21 protein-coding genes and 1 tRNA gene are annotated in these 24,615 nt (G+C 55.8%); 11 read left to right on the plus strand and 11 right to left on the minus strand.

Annotated features, from left to right (window positions below):
* Position 1 precedes the first annotated feature (1 nt).
* Positions 2-1,726, minus strand: a complete 1,725-nt coding sequence (locus FFI90_RS12415) for a potassium/proton antiporter (protein WP_144778395.1) — start codon at positions 1,724-1,726, stop codon at positions 2-4.
* A gap of 74 nt (positions 1,727-1,800) precedes the next feature.
* On the opposite strand from FFI90_RS12415, the gene FFI90_RS12420 reads away from it, so the two are divergent.
* Positions 1,801-1,874 (plus strand) — tRNA-Gly (locus FFI90_RS12420).
* An 837-nt stretch (positions 1,875-2,711) separates the two neighbouring features.
* Entirely contained in the window at positions 2,712-2,891 is a 180-nt protein-coding gene (locus FFI90_RS12425; RefSeq protein ID WP_144778396.1) for a hypothetical protein, read from the plus strand.
* Positions 2,892-3,059: 168 nt separating this feature from the next.
* On the opposite strand, the gene FFI90_RS12430 is transcribed toward FFI90_RS12425, so the two are convergent.
* Together FFI90_RS12430 and FFI90_RS12435 are read right to left on the minus strand one after the other, a co-directional pair.
* Positions 3,060-4,283, minus strand: coding sequence for a CaiB/BaiF CoA transferase family protein (locus tag FFI90_RS12430; protein WP_144778397.1), 1,224 nt, complete (start codon positions 4,281-4,283; stop codon positions 3,060-3,062).
* A gap of 26 nt (positions 4,284-4,309) precedes the next feature.
* Entirely contained in the window at positions 4,310-5,488 is a 1,179-nt protein-coding gene (locus tag FFI90_RS12435; RefSeq protein ID WP_144778398.1) for an acyl-CoA dehydrogenase, read from the minus strand.
* A 357-nt stretch (positions 5,489-5,845) separates the two neighbouring features.
* On the opposite strand from FFI90_RS12435, the gene dctP reads away from it, so the two are divergent.
* The 3 genes from dctP (at position 5,846) to FFI90_RS12450 (ending at position 8,827) form a co-directional block, all read left to right on the plus strand.
* Positions 5,846-6,865 carry a TRAP transporter substrate-binding protein DctP gene (dctP, locus tag FFI90_RS12440; RefSeq protein WP_144778399.1) on the plus strand — a complete coding sequence of 340 codons (1,020 nt, stop codon included), beginning with the start codon at positions 5,846-5,848 and terminating at the stop codon, positions 6,863-6,865.
* The gene (locus tag FFI90_RS12445; protein WP_144778400.1) at positions 6,858-7,403 is read left to right on the plus strand and encodes a TRAP transporter small permease subunit; all 546 of its coding nucleotides are present in this window, start codon (positions 6,858-6,860) and stop codon (positions 7,401-7,403) included. Before dctP ends, FFI90_RS12445 begins: the two co-directional genes overlap by 8 nt.
* Before the next feature lie 104 nt (positions 7,404-7,507).
* Positions 7,508-8,827: a TRAP transporter large permease gene (locus FFI90_RS12450; protein ID WP_144778401.1), complete on the plus strand. Its 1,320-nt coding sequence runs from the start codon at positions 7,508-7,510 to the stop codon at positions 8,825-8,827.
* An 81-nt stretch (positions 8,828-8,908) separates the two neighbouring features.
* On the opposite strand, the gene csiR is transcribed toward FFI90_RS12450, so the two are convergent.
* From csiR to FFI90_RS12485, 7 genes are all read right to left on the minus strand, one after another.
* A complete protein-coding gene (csiR, locus tag FFI90_RS12455) occupies positions 8,909-9,619 on the minus strand; it encodes a DNA-binding transcriptional regulator CsiR (protein WP_222120521.1) in 711 nt (236 codons plus the stop codon).
* A gap of 165 nt (positions 9,620-9,784) precedes the next feature.
* Positions 9,785-10,594, minus strand: a complete 810-nt coding sequence (locus tag FFI90_RS12460; RefSeq protein ID WP_144778403.1) for an ABC transporter permease subunit — start codon at positions 10,592-10,594, stop codon at positions 9,785-9,787.
* A complete protein-coding gene (locus FFI90_RS12465) occupies positions 10,591-11,523 on the minus strand; it encodes an ABC transporter permease subunit (RefSeq protein WP_144778404.1) in 933 nt (310 codons plus the stop codon). The genes FFI90_RS12460 and FFI90_RS12465 overlap by 4 nt, the downstream gene beginning before the upstream one ends.
* On the minus strand, positions 11,520-12,659 hold the full coding sequence (locus FFI90_RS12470; protein ID WP_144778405.1) for an ABC transporter ATP-binding protein: 1,140 nt from the start codon (positions 12,657-12,659) through the stop codon (positions 11,520-11,522). The genes FFI90_RS12465 and FFI90_RS12470 overlap by 4 nt, the downstream gene beginning before the upstream one ends.
* Positions 12,660-12,736: 77 nt before the next feature.
* Positions 12,737-13,819 carry a polyamine ABC transporter substrate-binding protein gene (locus tag FFI90_RS12475; protein ID WP_144778406.1) on the minus strand — a complete coding sequence of 361 codons (1,083 nt, stop codon included), beginning with the start codon at positions 13,817-13,819 and terminating at the stop codon, positions 12,737-12,739.
* A 31-nt stretch (positions 13,820-13,850) separates the two neighbouring features.
* Complete coding sequence (locus FFI90_RS12480) at positions 13,851-15,161, minus strand: NAD(P)/FAD-dependent oxidoreductase (protein WP_144778972.1); 1,311 nt, start codon at positions 15,159-15,161, stop codon at positions 13,851-13,853.
* Positions 15,162-15,163: 2 nt separating this feature from the next.
* Positions 15,164-16,513 (minus strand): glutamine synthetase family protein, encoded by a 1,350-nt coding sequence (locus FFI90_RS12485; protein ID WP_144778407.1) that lies wholly within the window; start codon positions 16,511-16,513, stop codon positions 15,164-15,166.
* Positions 16,514-16,604: 91 nt separating this feature from the next.
* Here FFI90_RS12485 and FFI90_RS12490 point away from each other — a divergent pair, with 91 nt between their 5' ends.
* Complete coding sequence (locus FFI90_RS12490) at positions 16,605-17,333, plus strand: GntR family transcriptional regulator (RefSeq protein WP_246123562.1); 729 nt, start codon at positions 16,605-16,607, stop codon at positions 17,331-17,333.
* 6 nt (positions 17,334-17,339) lie between these two features.
* On the opposite strand, the gene FFI90_RS12495 is transcribed toward FFI90_RS12490, so the two are convergent.
* Positions 17,340-18,413 (minus strand): substrate-binding domain-containing protein, encoded by a 1,074-nt coding sequence (locus FFI90_RS12495; protein WP_144778408.1) that lies wholly within the window; start codon positions 18,411-18,413, stop codon positions 17,340-17,342.
* 94 nt (positions 18,414-18,507) lie between these two features.
* On the opposite strand from FFI90_RS12495, the gene FFI90_RS12500 reads away from it, so the two are divergent.
* Genes FFI90_RS12500 through FFI90_RS12520 form a run of 5 tightly spaced genes read left to right on the plus strand, consistent with a single transcriptional unit; the run spans position 18,508 to position 24,600 of the window.
* Positions 18,508-19,032 carry a formate dehydrogenase subunit gamma gene (locus tag FFI90_RS12500; protein ID WP_144778409.1) on the plus strand — a complete coding sequence of 175 codons (525 nt, stop codon included), beginning with the start codon at positions 18,508-18,510 and terminating at the stop codon, positions 19,030-19,032.
* Positions 19,033-19,049: 17 nt separating this feature from the next.
* Positions 19,050-20,609, plus strand: coding sequence for a formate dehydrogenase beta subunit (locus tag FFI90_RS12505; protein WP_144778410.1), 1,560 nt, complete (start codon positions 19,050-19,052; stop codon positions 20,607-20,609).
* 1 nt (position 20,610) lies between these two features.
* Positions 20,611-23,532, plus strand: coding sequence for a formate dehydrogenase subunit alpha (gene fdhF / locus FFI90_RS12510; protein WP_144778411.1), 2,922 nt, complete (start codon positions 20,611-20,613; stop codon positions 23,530-23,532).
* Positions 23,513-24,385, plus strand: coding sequence for a formate dehydrogenase accessory sulfurtransferase FdhD (gene fdhD, locus FFI90_RS12515; protein ID WP_144778412.1), 873 nt, complete (start codon positions 23,513-23,515; stop codon positions 24,383-24,385). The genes fdhF and fdhD overlap by 20 nt, the downstream gene beginning before the upstream one ends.
* On the plus strand, positions 24,382-24,600 hold the full coding sequence (locus FFI90_RS12520; RefSeq protein ID WP_144778413.1) for a formate dehydrogenase subunit delta: 219 nt from the start codon (positions 24,382-24,384) through the stop codon (positions 24,598-24,600). Before fdhD ends, FFI90_RS12520 begins: the two co-directional genes overlap by 4 nt.
* Positions 24,601-24,615 lie beyond the last annotated feature (15 nt).

A 24,615-nucleotide genomic window follows, 5' to 3' on the forward strand; every position in this document is an offset into this window, starting at 1 on the left:
CTCAGGCATTTTGTGACTTATCCATTTTCAGGCCAACCTTGGTAACCTGATCCGCCTCGGTGGCCCTCGCTACCAGAGTAACGGGCCCCAGAACCACCGTATCGCCAACAACCGGGTGTCCCTTGGTGCGCTTGGCAAAGCATTCGGCCAGTGACAGTTCCGGGGGCAACTCATTGAACTCAATACCATAGACCTGCTCTACATCACCAAGCAGCGCATCTCCGTTCAGCACGAAATCGCCAAAGAAAGCCCTCTCTGCGAGATATTTCGGGGCATGGCGGCCGCTGAGTGATTTGCCCAGTTCCTGCAAAACGCTGGGCGTGGCAAACATGGCGACCATATCGCCACTGGATACTTCCAGATCCGCCTTGGGTTGCAGGCAAACCCGGTTACGGAACACGCCTGCAACGGCCGTGTTTTCCGGAAAGCGAAGCTGGCCCAGGACTCGAGGAGTTTCCCAGTTTTCTCCCCGCAAGGGGAATAGCATGAGCTCGTGATCGCCGGCCGCAGGTGCGTCCAGTGGCAGGCGCCGGTATGGCTCGCCGTTTGCCGGGACCTCCAGGCGCAGTTTGCGCGCAAGCGGGGTGATCGTGGTGCCTTGAACCAGCAGAGAAACCAACACAATAAAGAAAGCGGCATGGAACACCAGTTGCGCCTCCGGGAGGTTGGCAATAATCGGGAACAGGGCCAGAACAATAGGCACGGCCCCCCGTAGCCCCACCCAGCTAATAAAACCCAGCTCTCGGCGGTTGAAGCCAAAAGGCCAGACAGTGAGCAAAACAGTTAAGGGCCGGATTACAAAAATCAGCGCCAACGCCAGTACCAGGCCGCTGCCGGCCAGAGGAAGCAGGTCTGATGGGTTCACCAGCAAGCCAAGTATCAGGAACAGGCAGAGCTGGGCCAGCCACGCCAGGCCATCGTGCACCTGGAGGATCATAGGCATCATCCGTACCTTGCGGTTGCCAATCACAACACCACACAGGTAGATCGCCAGAAACCCGCTGCCCCCGAGGGCGTTGATAGCAGAAAACACCAGGATACCGGCAGCGACCACCAGCAATGGGTAGAGCGACGGCGTAAGGCGGATGCGATTGGCCAGCTCAGCAATCAGAAAGCCGCCAACGATACCGCCAACGCTGCCAATGCTGAACTGTTTGAATAACAGAATCAGTGAATCCTGTATCGCGTGTTCGCCACCGCTGGCAATCAACGTGACCATCATCAGCGTGAGGAAAATCGCCATGGGGTCGTTACTGCCGGATTCGATTTCCAGCGTCGCGCTTACGCGCTCATTCAAGTGCAGCCCGCGACCTTGCAACAGTGAAAACACCGCGGCGGCATCGGTTGATGAGATGATGGAACCGATAAGCAGGGCCGTCATCCAGTGCAAATCAAAGACCAGCCAGGCAACGAATGCAGCCCCCAAGGCCGTCATGGCTACGCCAACGGTTGCGAGCACCAGGGCGGGCTTCAGACCTACCCGGAAGGTTTCTGCCCGTGTGCGCATGCCGCCATCAAGCAGGATAACGCCCAGCGCCAGATTGGCGACCAGGAAAGAGAGTTGGAAATCGTCGAATTCAATGCCGCCCGGCCCGTCTTTACCCATCATCATGCCCACCGCCAGGAAAATAAGCAGTACCGGCATACCCACCCGGCTGGAAAGCGGGCTCAGAACGATGCTGATGACGAGCATCAGGGCACCTACCAGGGTGAGCGTTGGATCCATCAGAACTCCATATAGAGAATGCTTGCCGGGAACCGGCGGAAGCGCTTATATTGCGCGGGTGGTCACGCCTTCTGGCGGGTGTAGTTCAATGGTAGAACGGCAGCTTCCCAAGCTGCACACGTGGGTTCGATTCCCATCACCCGCTCCATGCCGAATTTTCAATGCCTTTCAGTATCACTGTAAAGCACATTTGTATCAAATGGTTGGCCGCCATCAAAGCAGATGACGTTGTTCTCTGCTGTCGCTGCCCGAAAACTGTTTAACGAGGCTGGCAGTCCGCCGCTTCTTTGCTTCGCGCCACTCTTCGCCGATAGCCGATCAGACTCGACAACCAACGAGTAACGGAGATATACGACAACAGTCGCAAAACTCCATGATTGTTGGACTGCATAGCTTACAACTCTATGAAAAATATGGAACAGTCAGCTTGGACCGGTGGTAGATAAGCGAACAGATATTTTTGGGGAAATCTGACAATAGACCCTTATTTCCGGGCGGGCTACCTTTTGAAGTAGGTAGTTTTCTGATAATAAAGACAAATTTGGTGGGTCACACCCGCGACGCGGGGGAATGGACACGTTTAGTATAGATATCATTTGTCGTTGAGTTCGCTGTTATGGATGCTGGATGATTATGCAAATCAGTCGAGTAGCAGCAATTCTAGGGATCACACTTTTTAGCGGTGTTGCACTTTGGCTGCTCTTTTTCAGCCATCCCGGCGAGGCTTCGCCAAGCCATTCTTGTTCATCTGCCAACACTTCTCGTGGCCGGCGATCAACAAAACGGCATTATTTTATGGCTTCATTCTAAGTGTCTCGGGTGTCGCCTTTATCTTGAATGACTATTCGGGCCAGCCGGCTAATGGAGCATGGCACCATAACAAGGCCAGGCACGGCGACGCCTTTTTCGTTGCGGCTTTGCTTCCACTACAAGGCCGCGCATGCTGGCTGCGTTATGTGAGCACACAAATTTTGAGGATTAGTGTATGAAATTAAGGGTTGTCGGCACCGTTGGAACATTTCTTTTAGTTTTTCTGGGGTTAATGTATAAAGTTGGCGACTTTAACGTCGAAGAATTCTTTGTTTTTCTGGGCTTGGGGTCTATAGCGGGCTTAATCGCTTGGTTTAAACTTTTTAAGCCAGGTTCTCAGCGTGAAGGCAGCTAAGTCCAGATATACGCGAAAGGCAGGCGCGTGAGACGCGCCGCGTGGTTTAGCGTGTTGTTTCAGAGTGGCATGGGCGTAACCTGGATTCTTTGTAAAAACACAACAATTTGCGCAAGCGGTACCTAGCCTTTCTTGAGCAGTAATTCAATCCGGCTATCGCTTTATGCGCTAAACCACACCCTTTCTCTTTAGCGCTTCAATCTCACTGGCAGTCTTTTGCAGCACGCGCTCAAGCACTGCGGAAGTGTCTTCTCCCAGCGTGGGCGGTGCTTTGTGGTATTCAATCGCAGTTTTCGAGTATTTGATCGGATTGGCCACGCTCCTCACTGGGCCGTGAGCTGAATCCAGGGTCACTTCCATGCCGCGTGCCTGCACTTGCGGATCATCGAATACCTGGGCGATGTCCTGAATCGGGCCGCAGGGTACCCCAATCTCGTTGAGAAGCAGGGTCCATTGTTTCAGCGTCCGTGTTTTGGTCGCGCTTACTAATACCTTGATCAGCTCAACGCGGTGCTTCACTCGTTCGGCGTTGGTAGCAAAACGCGCGTCTTGGGCAAGCTGGCCCTGGCCAATGGCCTCGCAGAAGCTCTGAAACTGCCCGTTGTTTCCGATGGCAATGATGATCTGTTGATCATCAGCGGTGGGAAAAGGCTGATAGGGCACGAGATTGGGATGATAGTCGCCCGTGCGCGTTGGGGGTTCGCCGCTGCAGAAATAGTTCTGCGCCTGGTTCGCTAGCCAACTCACCTGGACATCAAGCAACGCGAGATCGATATGCTGCCCCTCTCCTGTCTGGGTTCTATGGTACAGCGCGCCCAGGATGGCGATGGTGGCGTTCATGCCAGTGGTCAAATCTGCTACCGCGACACCGACGCGCTTTGGGCCTGCGCCGGGTTGGTCGTCCGCTGCCCCGGTAATGCTCATCAGTCCGCCCTGGGCCTGAATCAGGTAGTCGTAACCCGGCATTTCGGCCATGGGCCCGGTGTGTCCAAAGCCGGTGATCGAGCAATAGATCAAGCCGGGGTTTAGGGCCGAGAGCGTGGCGTAGTCCAAGCCCTTTTTCGCCAGGCCGCCGCTTTTGAAGTTCTCCACCAGGATGTCACTTTGGCTCGCGAGCTCACGGATTAATTCCTGACCCTCGGGCTGGCCAATATCTATCGTCAGTGAGTGCTTACCGCGGTTGGCCGCGAGAAAGTAAGCAGACTCGCGGCTGTTCTCGCCATTTTCGGCCTTGAGCCAGGGCGGGCCCCAGAGGCGGGTATCATCGCCGCTATCGGGCCTTTCGATCTTTATAACCTCGGCCCCCATGTCCGCCAGAATCTGGGTGCTCCAGGGACCCGCCAACACGCGGCTGAGGTCAAGTACGCGCAACTTATTTAAGGGACCTGCCATGGTGCACACCTGCCGTTAGAAAAAAATCAGTAAAAGGCCTGGAGCCCAGTTTGCGCACGACCCAGGATCAGTGCATGAACGTCGTGCGTGCCCTCATAAGTGTTAACCGACTCCAGGTTCACCATGTGGCGAATCACGCCATACTCGTCGGAAACGCCGTTCCCGCCATGCATGTCACGGGACTGGCGAGCGATGTCCAGTGCCTTCCCACAGTTATTGCGCTTGATCAACGACACCATTTCTGGTGCCCAGTTGCCGCTGTCCATCAAGCGACCTACCTGCAACGCGGCCTGCAAGCCCAGGGTGATCTCGGTCTGCATATCGGCAAGTTTTTTCTGAATCAATTGGTTAGCGGCCAATGGGCGGCCAAACTGCTTGCGGTCCAGGGTGTACTGGCGCGCTGCGTGCCAGCAGAATTCAGCCGTGCCCATTACGCCCCAGGCGATACCGAAGCGGGCTTTGTTCAGGCAACCGAACGGGCCTTTGAGTCCGCTGACGTTGGGCAGCAGGTTTTCTTCGGGAACAAAAGCACTATCAAGTACGATTTCGCCGGTGATGGAAGCACGCAGAGAAACTTTGCCCTCAATTTTCGGTGTGCTGAAACCTTCTGTGCCGCGCTCGACGATAAAGCCTTTAATCTGGTTGTCATGGGCAGCGGATTTCGCCCATACCACTGCAATGTCGGCAATAGGGCTGTTGGTAATCCAGATTTTGGCGCCAGAGAGGCGATAGCCACCATCCACTTTTTCGGCGCGTGTGATCATTGAGCCGGGGTCGGAGCCGTGATCGGGTTCTGTCAGGCCAAAACAGCCTACGGTTTCGCCGCTGGCAAGTTTGGGCAAATATTTCTGTTTCTGCTCTTCCGAACCATAAGCTTCGATGGGATACATCACCAACGACGACTGTACGCTCATAGCCGAGCGATAACCGGAATCTACACGCTCCACTTCCCGCGCAATCAACCCGTAAGCAACGTGGTTGACGCCCGCACCGCCGTATTCCGGTGCAACCGTTGCACCCAGTAAGCCGAGTTCACCCATCTCGCGCATGATCTCACGGTCAAAACGTTCCTCGCGAAATGCGGACAAGACGCGCGGCTGGAGTTTTTCCTGACAGTAGTCGTAGGCAGCGTCACGAATCTGGCGCTCTTCGTCAGTCAACTGGTGTTCCAGCAGTAGTGGGTCGTCCCAATTAAAACGGCTCATCGTCAAAGCTCCTAAGCTGATAGCGGCGGTTGGTGTGAAGGAAATGTTCTGACAAAATATCGACATTTTGATAAAACGTCAAAATAATTATCCAAGAAAAACGCATGTCCTCCTTATAGTCGAATGGTCGCATCGACAGAAAGCCTGCGTTGCGCGGCATAAGGCCAAGTTAAGCCAGGGTGAATGCAGATGTGATTTAATTGCTGTCGATCAAATAACGTGGATATTTTTCAAATTTGTAGAAATTTTGTGGCATGTTTTATTTATATGGGGCTACACTGAATGCGGTTTAGATGTTCCGGAAACTTGATGTACCCATAACAAACAACAACATTCCATACAGATAAGGGTCCTCCTATGAATCTTTCTGCATTCGTGAAAAGCCTTCTTGCCACCTCCCTCACTGTTTCCGTGCTGGCCAGCCAAGCGGCCTACGCTGATACAGTGCGTCTGCGCATGCATACGTTTTACGGCACAGAAGTTGATCAAATTGCCTCCGACCTGCGCGATCGGATAAAAGAAGCCAGTGACGGCTCTATCCGAATTCAGTTCTTCCGTGGTGGTGAGCTGGTAGACAGCGATCAGTTTGTAGAAGCTGTTGCGCGTGGCAGTATCGATATCGCCCACGGTGTAGGTAGCTATTGGCCGGGCACGGTTGGTATCGGCACCATTGAAGCTGGCTTGCCAGGCGCTTGGGTAAACGTGGAAGAAGCGCGTGACATTTTCGCCAATCAAGGCCTGGACGAGATAATTGCTGAAGCTTATGAAGAAAAAGGGGTCAAGCTGATCGGTCGGGGTTTCGGTAGTGATTATGGTCTGGTTACTCGTGAACCGATCACCAGCCTTGAAGATCTTGCAGACATGCGCATTCGTGCCACCAGCTCGATTGCCACCGTGCTTGAGAAGTTTGATATTCCCACGGCCTTCATCCCTGGAGAAGAAATCTACATTGCTCTTTCTACCGGTGTAATTGACGGTGCGGTATATGGTGGCCCGGTAGAATATGAGCAGCTGCGGATCAATGAAGTTGCTGGCTACTATACTGACATAAACCTGCTCAATCCGGGCTGGACAGAAAGCGTGCTTATCAATCCTGATAGTTGGGAAAAGATGAGTACCGAGCAACAGAAGATTGTCCAGACAGAAATAGACCAATACCTTTTGGACGTCCATAACTGGCTTGAAGAAGGCAATCAGCGCCTTATCGATGAAGGCACTATTTTTCAATTCTCCACTTTGCCAGAAGACGATTCCCGCGGCTTGGCAGAAGCTTCCCTTCCTATCTGGGAGGCAGAAGCGGCCCGTTCTGAGCGTAACGCCCGTGCTATCGAGATCCTGATTAAAAATGCCAAAGCGAAAGGGCGCATCAGTGAGTAAGATTACCCGCTATCTTCGTTTTCAGGACGGGCTCTCCGAATGGATTGGCCGAGCCACCTCCTGGCTGACGTTAGGTATCATCGGCGTACTGCTCTATGAAGTTGTTGCTCGCTATATTTTCAATGCCCCCACCGTGTGGGGGCACGAGTTGGCAACGATGTTCTTCGGTGCATTGGCCATACTGGCCGGGAGTTATACGTTGCTCCATCGGCAGCATGTGTGCAGCGATGTCATCTACCGTTTGTTTCCGGTGCGCGTTCAGGCCCTTTGTGACGTGATCGTGTTTTCGTTGGGCATTCTCGTTTTGGCTGTGTTTTTCAAAATGGCGGTGGAATTTGCCTATCGTTCCTGGGAAATAGGCGAGTACTCCAACAGCAGCATATGGCGCCCAATGGTATGGCCCGTTAAAACAACAATCCCTGTTGCTGTCGGTTTTCTGATTCTGCAGTCCATTGCAGAGCTTGTCCGCGCCTTGGCCCGTTTGTCGGGCGTGCAGTATGACGACCCGCGCGACGAGCGTGATGAGCAAGGCGCCTGATCGAGGCGCCCCGGTAAGACAGACAACGCAGCCCTGTTGATCGTGACGCACCAAGAAACACATTTGGGTCTATCCCTGAGATAGTCCCCGGAAAGGCTTTTTCTATGATAGATCTAGATCCCCTTGCCATCACTGCCATCATGTTTTCCTCCATGATTATCTTGATGGTGATGGGTGCTCCGCTGGCATGGGCACTCATGATATCTGGCATGGGCAGTGCCTACTTGATGTTTGGCCCTGGTGGCCTGCAATTTCTGCTTTCGTCAGCCTACAGCACCATGGACAATTTTTTGCTGGCGGCACTTCCGTTGTTCATATTCATGGGGCTGGTGCTTGAGCGCTCAGGAATAACGGACGATCTTTTCGAGATGATACACAAGCTGATGGGCCGGCTTCCTGGTGGTCTAGGCGTTGGTACCATTCTGATTTGTGCCCTTATAGCCGCTATGGCTGGTGTCTCGGGTGCGGCGACCGTGAGCCTTGGCATCATTGCGCTCCCTGCAATGCTGAAGCGAGGCTACGACAAGCGGTTGGCTACGGGGACCATCATGGCCGGCGGGGCACTCGGCTTTCTCATCCCGCCAAGTGTGTTGATGATTGTTTATGCCTTTCTTGCACGTGAGTCTGTGGGCAAATTGTTCGCTGCGGGTTTGATGCCCGGTTTGATGTTGGCGGGCATCTATATGGCCTATATATTGATTCGCTGCCGCCTGAACCCGGCGCTAGGCCCTGCCGCGCCGGTGGAGGATCGCTTCACCGCCAAAGAGAAACTGAAGTCGCTACGCCACCTCATCTCTCCGGGTATTCTTGTTACGACTGTGCTGGGCTGCATTATTGGTGGTGTAACGTCTCCGTCGGAGGCCTCAGCCGTAGGCGCGGCGGGCGCACTAATCATCGCCGCGATGCACGGGCGGTTGAACTGGAACCTGCTGCGTTACGTGATGCTATCCACGACAAAAATAACGGGCATGCTTTTGTGGATTGCTATCGCGGCGGTCTTTTTCAGCCGTATCTATATGGGGTTGGGTGCTGATGAGATTATCACTGATTCAATCGATGCTTTCTCGCTGTCACCCTATGTCGTCATCCTGATCATGCTCTTCAGTTTTTTCGCCTTGGGAATGTTTCTGGATGATTTTGCCATATTGTTCATTACCATCCCGATTTACGTGCCGATTGTGCGCGACATGGGCTTTGACACTACCTGGTTTGCGGTATTGTTTATCCTTAGCATGCAATCAGCGTATTTGACGCCGCCCTTCGGATACAACCTCTTCTACATGCGCTCGGTGGCCCCAAAGTCCATCACCATTGTGGACATTTATCACTCGGCTCTGCCCTACGTTGGCTTGCAGCTTTTGGGTCTTGCTCTGGTTGTCGCTTTTCCGATGATTGCTCTGTGGCTACCCGGCCTGTTGTTCTAACAGCCGGTTAGTCGGTCCCCCGGAAAGCGATAGCTGTATAGAGGGCCGCCAAAGTCCCTTCATACGTTCAGTGGGGCGCCTTCAAGCAGTCCCTTGTTGCTGCATTATTGCTGTGATAATCGGCACAGGCGTCATCAGGTGTTCGCGCATCATTTTTTCGGCTTCTTTTTTGCGGCGGGCAAGTGTGATCTCTACGAGAGCATCGTGCTCTTTGCGCTTTTGGTCCAAGGCCTCCCTGGAAAAAACGGTGGCCTTAAGCCAGACATGACGATATCGCTGGACCTTGTCAAAGAGACCATCGCGTACTTTCATTAGCTGGGGAGAGCTGCAACCGCTCACAAGAGCTGTATGGAAACTGCTATGGCGGGCATCCCATACTTCCAGCAGTGAGTCGGGCGTATTGGCTTCACTTACTTTAGCGAGTTGATAATTTTTGCCCAATATACCCGCTTCCCAATTGTCATCGCCCCGTTCAATCGCCAGGCCAAGCATCATGGCCTCCAGCTCGGCACGTGCGTCATACAGATCGTGCAGTTCAGCGAGCGACATAGGAGAAACGCGATAGCCGCGCTGGCTGATTGCCACAACTAGTTGCTCGGCTACCAGTTGCGACAACGCCTCACGCAAAGGCCCAATGCCAAGTTCATAGCGTTCCTTCAAGACGCTCATGCGCAGCTTTTCGTCGGGGCGCAGCTGACCTTTGATAATGTCATTCTTTAGCTGTTTGTACGCGCGGATGCCGAGGTTCTCTTTGATATCCGTCGGCTCTTCGGGGTTTACTGTCAGATTCATGGTCAGAACGTTCGCCAAATTGATGCCAGAGCATAACATAATTCAATAAGGAGCAATGGGGTGGCTGCCTGGCCTGGCGGTCAGGCAGAACATGGCTGTCACCTTGTATTTAGGGTGATTCCAAGGATAAGGGTCAGGATAAATGCCTCTGGTTTGCATTGTGCCTCATTGCTGGGACACCTTGCTGCTGCGGTTCAGCTGCAAGGCCGCGATGATGATCCCAAGCGAGGCAACGCCGATAATGATCGCCGCCAGCGCGTTCACGTCCGGGCTGACCCCCAACCGCACTTTGGAGAAGATCACCATCGGCAGAGTGGACGCACCCGGGCCGGAGACAAAGCTGGCAACCACCAGATCGTCCAGGCTGAGAGTGAAGGCCAGCAACCAGCCCGAAAGCAACGCAGGGGCAATCACCGGCAGCGTTACGTCGAAGAACACCCGCACCGGGCGTGCGCCGAGATCCAGCGCCGCCTCCTCTATCGATAAATCCATGTCCACCAGCCGTGACTGGATGATCACCGCCGCATAGGCCGCGCCAAAGGTCGAGTGCGCGATGATGATCGTCAGGATGCCACGCCCGCCGGGCCAGCCAATAAGGCTCTCCATCGCGACGAACATCAGCAGCAACGACAAGCCAATGATCACTTCGGGCATGACCAGCGGAGCGGTAATCATCATGCTCAGCAGGGTCTTGCTGCGAAAGCGTTGGAACCGGATCAGCACGAACGAGGCCACGGTGCCGATCACAATAGACAGGGTTGCACTGGCCAGGGCGATACGCAGGCTAACCCAGGCAGCATCCAGGATTTGTGGATCGCGGAACAACTCGCCATACCATTTGGTCGAGAATCCGCCCCAGACGGTCACCAACCGGCTTTCATTAAAGCTGAAAATGACCAGTGACAGGATCGGCGCGTAAAGGAACACGAAGCCGACAACGCCAACGATCGCAAGGAACCGGGATTTACGCTTCATTGGGCTTCTCCTTCACCGGCCGACTGCGCCCAGCGCAGCAACATGATGGGGATGACCAGAACAAACAGCATCACGATGGCAACGGCGGAAGCGATGGGCCAATCCCGGTTTGAGAAGAACTCGTTCCAGAGCACCTGGCCGATCATCAGCGTATCCGGCCCGCCCAGCAGCGCCGGAATGACAAATTCGCCGACGGCGGGAATGAACACCAACATGCAGCCCGCGATAATCCCGCTCAATGACAGCGGCATGGTCACGGTAAAGAACGTGGTGACCGGGCGCGCGCCCAGATCGGCAGACGCCTCAAGGTAAGCCTCGTCCAGTTTCACCAAATTGGCATAAAGCGGCAGGATCATGAACGGCAGATAGGTATAAACAATGCCGACATAGACCGCGAAATCCGTCTGTAGCATCACTAACGGCTCGTCGATAATGCCAATACCCATCAGAAAGTTGTTGATAACGCCATTGCTCTTGAGAAACCCGATCCACGCATAAACCCGCAGCAGAAACGACGTCCAGAACGGCAGCACTACCAGCATCAGCAACAGGTTGCGCCGATCCGGCTCCGAGCGCGCAATCAGGTAGGCCATCGGGTACCCGATCACCAGGGCGATGAGTGTCGAGATGCCGGCAATCTTGACTGAGCCCAGGTAGGCCGCGACGTAGAGAGGGTCTTCCAGGAGGAATAGATAGTTACCGAAATTCAGGTTGATCCTGAAAAAACCATCGACCCATTCGACGATTGGCAAATAGGGCGGCCGGGCAATAGCGGCCACAGAAAACGAGATTTTTGCGACCACCAGGAAGGGGATCAGAAAAAAAATCAGCAACCAGACGGTCGGAATGGCGATGACCAGGGTGCGCCCCTTGAGCCCCATCCGGCCCAGGATCGCTCCGATCCGGGATCCCAGCGGCAGGTTGCTCATGACGTCACCACAACCCCGGCGCTGCCGTCCCAGCCCAGGTTCACACGGTCACCGTAGTTCAGTGTGCTCTCTTCTGAGCGAGTCAGGTTGGTCTGGGTGACGCGCACACGTTTGCCGTTATCCAGCCGTATCTGATACACGGACGCATCGCCCATATAGGCAATCTCATCGACGGTGCCGGTAAGCTTGTTACGCAGACCTCCCAGGTCATCCTTGCTGATCATCACTTTTTCCGGGCGCACTGCAACGGCGACCTTTTGGCCGATAACACCGCTGATGCTGTGGGGCACGTAGATGTCCAGGCCTGCCTCGGGTGATGCGACAATAACGTGACTCTCACCGTCCTCGGCGATCCTGCCCTCGAAGATATTCACAGAACCAATGAAATCGGCCACGAACCGGTTTCGCGGGTACTCATATATCTCGCGCGGAGTGCCAACTTGCACGATCTCACCTGCGGTCATAACACCGATCCGGCTGGACAGCGTCATCGCCTCTTCCTGGTCGTGGGTGACCACTACAAAGGTCACCCCCAGACTTTCCTGAATCTTGATCAGCTCGAACTGGGTCTCTTCGCGCAGCTTCTTGTCGAGCGCGCCCAGAGGTTCGTCGAGTAATAGCAGTTTCGGCTTTTTGACCAGCGAGCGTGCCAGCGCGACCCGTTGGCGTTGGCCGCCGGACAGCTGATGCGGCTTACGCCTGGCGAACCCCTCCATTTGCACCAGCGACAATATATCGGTGACGCGAGTGGCAATCTCTGCCTTGGGCAGACCGTCGCGCTTCAATCCATACGCAATGTTCTTTTCCACTGTCATGTGTGGAAACAACGCGTAGGTTTGAAACATCATGTTGGTGGGTCGGTTATAAGGCGGGATGCCGGCCTGATCCTGGCCGTCGATGATGATCTGGCCGGAGGTGGGGGCCTCAAACCCTGACAGCATCCGCAGCAGTGTCGACTTGCCACAACCTGATCCGCCCAGAAGGCAGAAGATCTCGCCTTTGTAGATATCCAGCGAGACGTCGTAGACCGACGTAAACGCGCCGAACTTTTTGGTCACATTTTTGATTTGTAAAAATGGCACCGCGTTCGGATCGGTCCACGGTCTTGCATCTGACGATGAGATAACTTCGGACATGATTGTTCCCCCTCCCGAAAAAGCCGTCCTGGAAAATGGTTGGCGCTCGGGGTAGGTCCGCGCGCCAACCTGAAGGCTTACTTTCCGGTTTTGATCGTGGTCCAGGTGCGGGTCAGAGTGCGGTCATAGCGCGCTGAGTGCGGCTTGGAAACGAACATCTTGACCTTGACGTCCTGTGGGGGGTAAATGCCGGGGTCATTCGCAACGTCGTCGTCCACGAACTCCGTTGCGGCCGTGTTCGGGTTGCCGAAATACACGTAGTTGGTTATGTCTGCGGCAACTTTTGGTTCGAGGATGTAGTCGATGAACTTTAACGCGTTTTCGGGATTGGGTGCGTCGTCCGGGATCGCCATCATGTCGAACCCGATCAGCGCGCCCTCTTTCGGGATCGTGTAGGCGATGTTGGTGCCTTGTCCGGCTTCGGCGGCACGATCGCGTGCCTGCAGGATGTCACCTGAGTAGCCAATGGTCAGGCAGATGTCGCCATTGGCCAGATCGTTAATGTATTGCGACGAGTGAAAATAACGAATGTAGGGGCGAACGCCCAACATCAACTCGCTGGCTTTCTCCAGGTCGGCCTTATCTTCGGAATGCGGGTCCAGCCCCAGATAATTCAATGCCGACGCCATGACTTCAGACGGTGAATCCATTATCACCACGCCGCAATCGGCCAGTTTGGCTACGGTGTCCGGGTCGAACACCATGCCCCAGCTGCCGATCTTGTCCGCATCGATGCGCTCGGCGATCATGTCAATGTTATAGCCGATCCCCACGGAGAACATCATGTAGGGCACGCCATAGGTGTTGTCCGGATCGTTCACTGCGATGATTTTGAGAATATCGGGATCAAGATTGCCGTAGTTCTTCAGTTTGTCCTTGTCGATTTTGGCATAAAGACCAGCCTGCGCCTGGCGGGCGAGAAATTCGATTGAGGGCACCACCACATCGTAACCGCTGGCACCCGTCAGCATCTTGGCCTCCAGCACTTCGTTGCTGTCGAACACGTCGTAATTGACCGTGATACCGGTTTTCTTTTCGAAATTGGAGATCGTATCGGCGGCCACGTAATCAGACCAGTGATACACGTTCAATTCGCCATCGGCCCATGCTGAGCCTGTGCTTAGCGCCATCGCGCCCAAGATCATTGTTGTTTTTTTCATGGTGTTCTCCAGAGGAATCTTTGTTGTTTTGTCAGACACCCATTTTGTCGCGCAGCCCGTACCACCAGGAACCCATTACCGAATAGGGAACGCGGAACATGCGCCCACCGGGGAATGGATACCAGGGTACCTTGGCAAACACGTCGAACCGGGTCACGTCGCCGTGGATTGCTTCGGCCAGGATGCGCCCGAAGGTGTGCGATCCGGTTACGCCGTGGCCGCTGTAGCCGTGTGCGAAATAGGTGTTGCTGCCAATGCGACCCATCTGTGGAACACGGCTGAACGAAAGGGCGAAATTACCACTCCAGGCGTAGTCGATTTTCACCCCTTTGAGTTGTGGGAACACCTTGTCCATGTTGCGTTGCAGCTTGGATTTGATGTCGCTGGGGTCAGCGCCACCGTAAACAGTGCCGCCGCCAAACAGCATGCGGTTGTCGCCAGACAAACGATAGTAATCAAGGATATAGCGGATATCCTCGACGCAGGCATCCGAGGGGATCAATTCCCGCGCACGCTCTTCGCCCAAAGGTTCGGTTGCCATCACCTGGGTTGATACCGGCATTACCCGAGAGGTGAGCGTAGGCACCACGTGGCCCAAGTAGGCATTGCCGCACAGAACCAGCGTTTTGCAGGTCATCGAGCCGTTGGCCGTTTTGATAACGGGCTGCGCTGCCGCGTGATCCACGTCGATCACCGCCGACATCTCATAGATCGTGCCGCCGTTCTGCTCAAATGCCGCCGCCTCGCCCAGGGCCAGATTCAGCGGGTGCATGTGGCCGCCGGAATGGTCGATCATCCCGCCTTCGTAAAGGTCGGAATTAACGTATTTCCGCAGTTGGTCCTTGTCCAACATCTCCTGGTTCTTCAGGCCATAGCTGGCCCAAAGCTTCATCCGCTCTTCCAGTTCGCCCATGTGGGCGCGGGTCAGGCCCGTAAAGATGTTCTTGTCTTTCAGGTCGCATTGAATGTTGTAGGTGCTGACTCGCTCACGGATGATCTCGCCACCTTCCTGTACCAGGCCTGCGACGAAGGTGGCCGTGTCTTGTCCATAGCGTTTTTTGATGGTTTGCAGGCTGGCGTTCAGGCCGTTGACGATTTGGCCGCCGTTACGCCCGGATGCTCCCCATCCAACCCGCGCGCCCTCAATGATGGCGACCTTGTAGCCTTTTTCCGCAAGATACAGGCCTGTGGAGAGCCCGCTATACCCGGCGCCGACGATGCAGACGTCGATTTGGTGATCACCGATCAGCTCCGGCCGTTCCGGCGCGGGGTTGGCTGAGGCGGCGTAGTAACTTGCGGTATGGCTGCCGTCGCCGGCATAGGTGTGGCTTTGGGAGCTCATCATCACACGACCTCCAGGTAACTGTCATATTCAAAATTGGTCACGTAACGGGCAAACTTCCGTAGTTCCTGCATCTTGCATTCGACCAGCATGGTTTGTAGCCGCTTGGAAAAGATGGCTGGCACATCGGCACCCTTCTGGAAGGCGTCGATGGCGGTTGCCCAGTCCAGCGGCAGGTTGTCCAGCTTCATCGAATACGCGTTCCCGGTTATGGGTGGCGCCGGTTGCAGGTTGTTTTCGATGCCGAGCAACGCACCGCCCAGGATGCTGGTCAACACGAGATAGGGGTTGGCATCGGCGCCGGCTACACGGTGTTCTATACGCCGCGCTTTTGAATCACCGCCGGGAATGCGGATGGCCGCGGTTCGGTTCTCATAGCCCCAGGCCACATTGGTCGGCGCATGGGCGCCGGGCAGAAGACGGCGATAGGAATTTTCGTGTGGTGCAAATGTCAGTGTGTTTTGCTGCATCGTAGCCAGCAATCCGGCCACCGCGTTCAGCATCAGGGGCGTGCCTTCATCGCCGCCATTATCGAAAACGTTTACGCCATTCTCATCGATCAATGAAAAATGCGTGTGAAAGCCGCTGCCTGACAGGTCGCCGTAGGGTTTCGCCATAAAGGTCGCCGCAAGCCCGTGTTTGCGGGCAATGCCGCGCACGAGTCGCTTGAACAACACGGCATCGTCGGCGGCACGCAAAGGATCGGCAACGTGGCGCATGTTGATCTCAAACTGGCCGGCTCCGTTTTCCGAGATCGCAGCGTCTGCGGGAATGCCCTGCAGCTCGCAGGCATCGTAAACATCGTTCAGGAATTCATCAAAATGCTGAAGTTCGTCCAGCGACATTGCCCCGTCTGATTCCAGCCGCTTGCCGGTGACCGGGGAACATGGCGCTTGCGGGTGGTCTTCCGTCGGATCAACCAGATAGAACTCCAGCTCGGTCGCCACTACGGGGGTCAATCCGCGCGCCTTGTATTGCTCGGCGACCCGCGCCAGGGCCCGGCGCGGGTCGCCCGGGAAAGGGGTGCCGTCTTCTTGCCGCATCCAAAGCATCGCCAGGGCGGTCGGGCGGCTCGTCCAGGTAATCGGCATCAATGGGCGGCCGGTAAAATCACATAACCCATCGGAATCGCCAGTCTCGAAAACCAGCTCACTGTTTTCGACATCCTCGCCCCAGATATCCATGCCAACAATCGACAACGGCATCCGCAGCCCGCCGTCTATAACCTTGGCCAACTGATCGACAGGAACGCGCTTACCTCGCATGGTGCCGTTCAGATCACACACACAAGCAAAAATGGAATCAATCTCAGGATGCTGTGCCAGCCAAGCTTCGGCCTTATTATCAGACATGGATCACCTTGCGATACCGTTTATAAAATTGTGATATCATTTTCTGAATATTTATATCATTATCTTAAATGTGTCAATGTATTTTGATAGTATGACCCCCTTCAACAAACCCTGGGGCGGCCTGATGACCAGCAATGGCGAACTGAACATCCCTGATATTCCAGAGATATCCGGGACGACTACACAGGAATACGTTTACGAGCGCCTGAGAAACGCGATTATGCTGGGCGCAATTGAGCCCGGCACGTCGCTGACGATGCGTGGGTTGGCGGATTGCCTGGGGCTCAGCCCAACCCCCGTGCGCGAGGCGGTGCGGCGGCTCAGCTCGGAACATGCGATACAGATCAAGGACAACCGGCGCATGACGGTGCCTTTGATGACGCTCGACCGCTTTGAAGAACTGGTTGCACTCCGCGTCGCGATTGAGGTCCATACAGCCAAGCGCGCGTTGCCTTACATGTCGGATGTCATCATCGAAAAGATGACAGAAATGGATGACAGGATGGACGGGCTCATCTCCGAAAAAGACCTGGATCAGCTGACCTTGTTGAACCAGGATTTTCATCGCACGCTATACACGGTCAACCCGGCCCAAGCCTCAATGCCGATCATTGAAAGCATCTGGCTGCAGCTTGGTCCTTTCCAGCGTCAGGTTCTTACGAGGGTTACGGAATATTACGAAATTGATCGCCACAAAGAGATTCTGGCAGCCCTGACCACCCGCGACGCAATTGCTCTGGAAGACGCTATTACCAACGACATCAGTGACGGTGTCTTGCGGTCCGGCAGAAACCTGCTTGCCGTGACAGAAGCGGCATGAGCTTTTTCACGTTTTTTTAGCCAGGACATCAAATGTGGTGACCTCGCCGGGGCTGTCGGGTTCGTAACCCGGCACGCTGTTGACGCGATCGAGCAATGCTGGTGATTTCATAAGCGCTGTCAGGATCCCAAGTGTTGCAGGCGGCAGGCGATCCTGGCGGTAGATCAGCATGTAGTGCTCGCTGGCCATTTCAATAAAGTTCAGGTTGAACTGCTCGGCAGCAGCCTGCACCCCAAACCCCACTTCTGCCATTCCTGACGCCACGAAAGCTGCAATCGCCGTGTGGGTGAATTCCTGCTGGGAGGTGCGGTTAATGCTGTCCCCGGCTACATTTTGTTGCTTCAACAGAAGATCAAAAAGAACCCGGGTGCCGGAGTGGCGGTCACGGCTGATAAAGCTGAGGCCGGAGGTGCTCAGATCCTGCAACGTGCGGATGTGTTCGTGCTCGCCTCTGCGCATCATCAAACCTTCGCGTCGGGTAACAAAACGGATAAGACGGTGCTCATGGCCGTTCAGGTGCTTTTTGTAGTGGCTGATAATCTGCCGGGCGAGTGACGGGCAGATGGGCAGGTGAAAGCTTGCGATATCGCACTCGCCGCGATTCAGGGCCGAAAGCGCTTCCTCCGGGTTCCGATACTGCAGGTTGATGTTTAACTGCTCCGAGAACTCGGGCAGTAAGGCGACCGCATAGCCGTGGCTTGCGTGCAACCGCAGCTTAGGTTGAGTGCCGGCCAACAAATGCTGTATCTGATCGTTAAGCTCTGCAGCCATACTGTCGATTTGCGGGCCAAGCCGCGCCGTTACCCGGTGCTCTGCCCAAAGCAGTTTCTCACCCAAAGCAGAAAGCTGGCTGCCATGCCCTTTGCGCATGATGACCAGTGGCATCCCCAGGATGTCGGCACCACGGTTAAGCAGGTTCCAGGCGTGCCGGTAGGAAATACCGACCGCGGCCGCGGCAACGGTAAGCTTACCGGTATCGCGAATGCTCGCCAGCAGGCGAAACAGAACGGGTTCGAAGAGTTCGTCGGTGTCGGTGCGGAATACCCAGGCCGGGGATATGGTCAGTTTTTTGTTATGCATTCTTGTTCATATTCCGTACCAGTGCCTGGAATGCTAATTTGGCGTTGTTGAGCGGTTTGTTACTGTAACAAAATAAAAGCAGGTAAGAACAGTTATGCATATGTCAGAAAGAGCTGACCACAAAGCGGTACCCGTTGCCGGCGACTGGAGCCCTGACATGATCCGCCAGGAAGTCGCAGCCCTGCAGCACGAGCCCGGTGCGCTTTTACCCGTTCTGCATGCCATACAGGATCGCATCGGATACGTGCCCGAGGGTGCTGTACCCATTATTGCTGAAATGCTGCAGCAAACCCGCGCCGATATTCACGGGGTTATCAGCTTTTATCATCATTTTCGCACCCGCCCAGCGGGCAGCAACCTGCTGGAAGTGTGCCGTGCAGAAGCCTGCCAGGCCCGTGGCGGACGCGCGCTTGAACGCCATGTTCAGGAGAAGCTGGGCGTGGGCTATCACGAAACCACCGCCGATAACGAATTTACTCTGCAGCCTGTTTATTGCCTGGGTAACTGTGCCTGTGGCCCGTCCATTCGGGTTAACAATGACGTTATTGGCCGAGTGACTCCACAGAAATTCGATCAGCTGGCGGACAAACTGACAACGTCTGTCCTCCAGCTAAAATGAAGGCAGGAGCAAGCCCCATGACAACAACAATGTATGTGCCCTGCGATACCACAGCCCTTTCTCTGGGTGCCGACCGCGTAGCGCAAGAGCTGCAACTTGCGGCCGCCGCACAGAACCTCGATATAAATCTGGTGCGTAATGGCTCACGCGGGTTGTTCTGGCTAGAACCTCTGGTAGAAGTGCAAACGCCTTATGGCCGTGTCGCTTATGGCCCGGTAGAACCAGGCCAGGTGGAAGAACTGGTCGCTGCCGGCTTGTTTGAGGGTCATCCCGGTCACCCCTTGTATCTGGGCGACATAGCGCAACACCCCTACCTGCAGCGCCAGCAACGCCTTACGTTTGCCCGCATTGGCATTACTGACCCGGTGTGCATTGAAGACTACATCGCCCACGGTGGCTTTATCGGCCTGAAAAAAGCTGCAGCGCTCACACCCCAGGGCATTGTGGATGAAGTAAAAGGCTCCGGTCTGCGAGGTCGCGGCGGCGCAGCGTTCCCGGCGGGCATCAAATGGCAGACCGTGCTCGATGAGCCTCACAAACAGCAAAAATACGTGGTGTGTAACGCCGATGAAGGCGATTCCGGCACCTTTGCCGATCGCCTGGTGATGGAATGCGACCCCTATATGCTGATTGAGGGCATGACCATTGCCGGTCTTGCGGTGGGCGCGACTCTTGGCTTCATTTACGTGCGTTCGGAATATCTGCTGTCCAAAAAGATGCTCGATGAGGCTATCCGCAGGGCAGAAGCCCACGGATATTTGGGGGATAACGTTTGTGGCAATGGCCGCGCCTTCCGCCTGGAAGTACGCCTCGGCGCGGGCGCCTATATTTGTGGTGAAGAAACTTCCCTGCTGGAAAGCCTGGAGGGCAAGCGCGGACTGGTGCGTTCAAAGCCGCCGCTGCCCGCCATCAAGGGCTTATTCGGGCAGCCCACGGTGGTCAACAACGTGCTGTCGCTGGCGGCGGTGCCATACATTTTAGCCCACGGTGGCAAAGCCTACGCGGATTATGGCATGGGCCGCTCCCTGGGCACCCTGCCCATTCAGTTGGCGGGCAACATCAAACAGGGCGGGCTGATTGAGCTGGCCTTCGGCGTGACCCTGCGCAAGGTGCTGGAGGACTTTGGTGACGGCACCTTTACCGGTCGGCCGATGAAAGCCGTGCAGGTGGGCGGCCCGCTGATGGCCTATATTCCGGAAAGCCAGTGGGACACTCCGATGGATTATGAGGCTTTCGCCAAGCTCGGCGCGGGCATTGGCCACGGCGGTGTGGTGGTGTTTGATGACACCGTGGATATGGGCGAACAGGCCCGTTTCGCCATGGAGTTCTGCGCCGTTGAATCCTGTGGTAAGTGCACCCCGTGCCGGATTGGCTCGGTGCGTGGCGTGGAGGTGATTGACCGCATCCGTGCCGGTGAGAACCGCGATAGCAATCTGGAGTTGCTGGAAGACCTGTGTGAAACCATGGTGGACGGTTCCCTGTGCGCCATGGGCGGCATGACGCCCTTTCCGGTGCAAAGCGTAATGAAATATTTCCCTGAAGACCTGATGGCCAGCCCGCGCCCGCTGGAGGCTTGATATGCTGCACTATTATGATCCAAGCACCGAAAGCTATAAGCCCGGGAACATCGGCCTGAACCCTGATTCCGATTTAGGGACTCCTGCCAGTCTTTCGGCAGAACGGGTATCCATATCGGTCGATGGCCGTGACATCACTGTACCCGAAGGCACCTCTGTACTACGTGCCGCTGCGCTGGCGGGCATCAACATCCCCAAGCTGTGCGCCTCCGACAATCTGGAAGCTTTCGGCTCCTGCCGCCTGTGTGCGGTGGAGATCGAAGGCCGCCGTGGCTATCCGGCTTCCTGCACCACGCCTGTGGCAGAGGGTATGGCGGTTACCACCCAGACTGGCAAGCTCGCCAAGCTGCGCCGCAACATCATGGAGCTGTACATCTCCGATCACCCGCTGGATTGCCTCACCTGCCCGGCCAATGGCAACTGCGAACTGCAGGATGTGGCCGGCGTGGTGGGCTTGCGTGAAGTACGTTACGGGTTTGACGGCGAGAACCATCTGGACGCCGAAACAGACAATTCCAACCCCTATTTCAGCTTTGATCCCAGCAAATGCATCGTGTGTTCGCGCTGCGTGCGAGCCTGCGACGAGGTGCAGGGCACCTTTGCGCTGACCATCGAAGGCCGCGGGTTCGATTCCAAGGTGGCGGCCAGCCAGAACGACCCGTTCATGGATTCCGAGTGCGTATCCTGCGGCGCCTGTGTGCAGGCGTGCCCCACCTCCACACTGATGGAAAAGAGCGTAATTGATGCAGGCCAACCAGAGCACAGCATAGTAACCACCTGCGCCTATTGCGGCGTGGGCTGCTCGTTCAAAGCCGAAATGAAAGGCGACCAGGTGGTCCGCATGGTGCCTTACAAAGGCGGCGAGGCCAATCACGGCCATTCATGCGTGAAAGGCCGGTTTGCCTTTGGTTATGCCACCCACGAGGACCGGATCAAAGAACCGATGATTCGCGAGTCCATCAACGATCCGTGGCAAGTGGTGTCCTGGGACGAGGCGCTGGCGTTTGCCGCCAAAAAACTCAAAGGCATTCAGGCCGAGTATGGCCGTGAAAGCATTGGTGGTATTACCTCCTCACGCTGCACCAACGAAGAAACCTATCTGGTGCAGAAGCTGGTGCGAGCGGCCTTCGGTAACAACAACACTGACACCTGTGCTCGAGTATGCCATTCCCCCACCGGCTACGGTTTAAAAACCACCCTGGGCGAATCAGCCGGTACTCAGACCTTTGATTCGGTGATGAAAGCCGACACCATCATGGTGATCGGAGCCAACCCAACCGATGCGCATCCGGTGTTCGGCTCACTGATGCGTAAACGCTTGCGCCAGGGCGCCAAACTGATCGTGATTGATCCGCGCCGTATAGATGTGATTCACACGCCCCATGCGGCTGAAGGCCTGCACCTGCCACTGCGCCCCGGCACCAACGTGGCCATAGTGAACGCACTGGCCCATGTGATTGTGACCGAAGGGCTGGAAGATCAGGATTTCATCAAGAACCGCTGCGACACCGAGGCCTACAACGCCTGGCGTATGTTTATTTCCGAGGCGCGCAATTCCCCCGAAGCCATGGAAGCGGTAACCGGTGTAGCGGCAGATAAGGTACGTGAAGCCGCCCGCATTTATGCACAGGCAGGTAACGGAGCCATTTACTATGGCTTGGGTGTAACCGAACACAGCCAGGGCTCTACCATGGTGATGGGCATTGCCAACCTGGCTTTGGCCACTGGCAACATCGGCAAAGAAGGTGGTGGTGTAAACCCGCTGCGTGGTCAGAATAACGTGCAGGGCTCCTGCGATATGGGCTCCTTCCCCCATGAGTTGCCCGGTTACCAGCACGTGAATGACCCGACGGTGCGTGAGCGTTTCCAGGCTGTCTGGGGCGTACCCATCGACGAGGAGCCAGGCCTGCGCATTCCCAATATGTTTGACGCCGCCATCGCAGGAAGCTTCAAGGCGCTCTACGTGCAGGGAGAGGATATCGCCCAGTCAGACCCCAACACCCAGCACGTGGAATCGGCTCTCAAAGCCCTGGATTGCCTGATAGTGCAGGACATCTTCCTCAACGAAACCGCCAAATTCGCCCACGTGCTGCTGCCGGGCTCCACCTTCCTGGAAAAGAACGGCACCTTTACCAACGCCGAGCGCCGCATCAACCGCGTGCGCAAGGTGATGGAGCCCATTGCCGGTATGGAAGACTGGGAAGTCACCATGGCGCTGTCCAACGCTCTGGGTTACCCGATGGACTACAACCATCCTTCTGAAATCATGGATGAAATTGCCTCGTTAACGCCCACATTCACCGGCGTAAATTACGACAAGCTGGAGCAGCTGGGCAGTATCCAGTGGCCTTGTAACGATGAGCACCCGGAGGGCACGCCGACCATGCACACGGTGGACTTCCCCATCGGCAAGGGCAGGTTTGCGGTTACCGAATACCTGGCCAGCGAGGAGCGCGCCAGCCGGCGTTTCCCGCTGCTGCTGACCACCGGGCGAATCTTGTCCCAGTACAACGTTGGCGCCCAGACCCGCCGCACCAGCAACAGCGATTGGCATGAAGAAGACGTGCTGGAACTGCACCCCAGCGATGCAGAACTGCGCGGAGTAAAAGACGGTGACTGGCTGGGCATCAGCAGCCGCGTAGGCCATACCGTGCTGCGGGCAAAACTGAGCACCCGTATGTTGCCGGGTGTGGTTTACACCACCTTTCACCACCCGGGCAGCGGAGCAAACGTGGTCACCACCGATAATTCCGACTGGGCCACCAACTGCCCGGAATACAAGGTAACGGCCGTTCAGGTAGAAAAAGTGTCCCAGCCCTCGGATTGGCAGCGTAACTTTGTGGATTTCGACAAGCGCCAGCAGGCCTTGCTGAAGCCCTCCATGGAATGCGGGGAAGACAGCCATGCAAACGCACTCAAGTAATCAGGAACCGGCTGCCGTGGCAGACATACCCGCAAGCACTTCACCGCCTATGAGTGAGGCCCGAGTGAGCGTGCGTGGCGGTATCGAAGGCGCACGCACTCACGACCTGGTTGCGGAAGAAATTCCGGTCGCCATGATCTACAACGGGGTGTCTCATGCGGTGATGATGGCTTCGCCCTGCGATCTTGAAGATTTTGCCCTGGGATTCTGCCTGAGCGAAGGCATTCTGCAGCGGCCGGACCAACTGTTCAGCATCGAGATAAAGCCAGGCGAAAACGGCATAGAAGTGGACATGCACATTTCCGGTGATTGCTATGCCCGCCTGCGGGAGCAGCGCCGCAATATGGCTGGCCGAACCGGTTGCGGGCTTTGCGGCACAGAATCTCTGGCCCATGTAGTACGAACCCTTGAGAGGATGGCTCCGCAGCCCCTTCCCGGCGATGAAGCCGTTCAAGAAGCGCTGCAAAACCTGAAAAACCACCAGCCCTTGCAACTGCAAACCGGCGCCACCCACGGTGCCGCCTGGTGCGACACCCAAGGCCGGATTGTTTTGGCCCGGGAAGACGTAGGAAGGCATAACGCGCTGGACAAATTGATCGGTGCCCGCCTGCGCGAATACGGCGATCAAGCCTTTGGCGAAGGTTTCGCACTGATCTCCAGTCGCGCCAGTTTCGAAATGGTGCAAAAGAGCGCCAGTGTCGGCATATCAACTCTGGTGGCGGTATCCGCCCCCACCGCACTGGCCATCCGCGAGGCCCAAAAAAGCGGCATGAACCTCATCGGCTTCGCCCGTCCTGGCCGACACGTAATCTATACCCGTGGCGAAGAAGCGGCTCAGGAGAGAAAGTCGTGAGCGACCAGCAGTTGAACAACCTGATCAAAATGCTCGACCAGATTATCGCCAACAACCTGCACCATGGTGACAACGATAAGGTAACCGACGTGGCTGCCGACCACCTGCATAAGTTCTGGGCCCGCAGTATGAAGCAACAAATCATCGCCTACGCCATCGAAAACCCGGCAGAGCTGTCTGCATTAGCCCGATCGACTATTGCCAAGCTGGAGTAAACACCGTTCCAAATA

The organism is Marinobacter maritimus (assembly GCF_007671675.1).
Lineage (GTDB): Bacteria > Pseudomonadota > Gammaproteobacteria > Pseudomonadales > Oleiphilaceae > Marinobacter > Marinobacter maritimus.

Coding starts and splice junctions, on each gene's coding strand:
- FFI90_RS12415 (WP_144778395.1), bottom strand. CDS start 1,726: ATGGATCCAACGCTCACCCTGGTAGGTGCCCTGATGCTCGTCATCAGC.
- FFI90_RS12425 (WP_144778396.1), top strand. CDS start 2,712: ATGAAATTAAGGGTTGTCGGCACCGTTGGAACATTTCTTTTAGTTTTT.
- FFI90_RS12430 (WP_144778397.1), bottom strand. CDS start 4,283: ATGGCAGGTCCCTTAAATAAGTTGCGCGTACTTGACCTCAGCCGCGTG.
- FFI90_RS12435 (WP_144778398.1), bottom strand. CDS start 5,488: ATGAGCCGTTTTAATTGGGACGACCCACTACTGCTGGAACACCAGTTG.
- dctP (WP_144778399.1), top strand. CDS start 5,846: ATGAATCTTTCTGCATTCGTGAAAAGCCTTCTTGCCACCTCCCTCACT.
- FFI90_RS12450 (WP_144778401.1), top strand. CDS start 7,508: ATGATAGATCTAGATCCCCTTGCCATCACTGCCATCATGTTTTCCTCC.
- csiR (WP_222120521.1), bottom strand. CDS start 9,619: ATGAATCTGACAGTAAACCCCGAAGAGCCGACGGATATCAAAGAGAAC.
- FFI90_RS12460 (WP_144778403.1), bottom strand. CDS start 10,594: ATGAAGCGTAAATCCCGGTTCCTTGCGATCGTTGGCGTTGTCGGCTTC.
- FFI90_RS12465 (WP_144778404.1), bottom strand. CDS start 11,523: ATGAGCAACCTGCCGCTGGGATCCCGGATCGGAGCGATCCTGGGCCGG.
- FFI90_RS12470 (WP_144778405.1), bottom strand. CDS start 12,659: ATGTCCGAAGTTATCTCATCGTCAGATGCAAGACCGTGGACCGATCCG.
- FFI90_RS12475 (WP_144778406.1), bottom strand. CDS start 13,819: ATGAAAAAAACAACAATGATCTTGGGCGCGATGGCGCTAAGCACAGGC.
- FFI90_RS12480 (WP_144778972.1), bottom strand. CDS start 15,161: ATGAGCTCCCAAAGCCACACCTATGCCGGCGACGGCAGCCATACCGCA.
- FFI90_RS12485 (WP_144778407.1), bottom strand. CDS start 16,513: ATGTCTGATAATAAGGCCGAAGCTTGGCTGGCACAGCATCCTGAGATT.
- FFI90_RS12490 (WP_246123562.1), top strand. CDS start 16,605: ATGACCCCCTTCAACAAACCCTGGGGCGGCCTGATGACCAGCAATGGC.
- FFI90_RS12495 (WP_144778408.1), bottom strand. CDS start 18,413: ATGCATAACAAAAAACTGACCATATCCCCGGCCTGGGTATTCCGCACC.
- FFI90_RS12500 (WP_144778409.1), top strand. CDS start 18,508: ATGCATATGTCAGAAAGAGCTGACCACAAAGCGGTACCCGTTGCCGGC.
- FFI90_RS12505 (WP_144778410.1), top strand. CDS start 19,050: ATGACAACAACAATGTATGTGCCCTGCGATACCACAGCCCTTTCTCTG.
- fdhF (WP_144778411.1), top strand. CDS start 20,611: ATGCTGCACTATTATGATCCAAGCACCGAAAGCTATAAGCCCGGGAAC.
- fdhD (WP_144778412.1), top strand. CDS start 23,513: ATGCAAACGCACTCAAGTAATCAGGAACCGGCTGCCGTGGCAGACATA.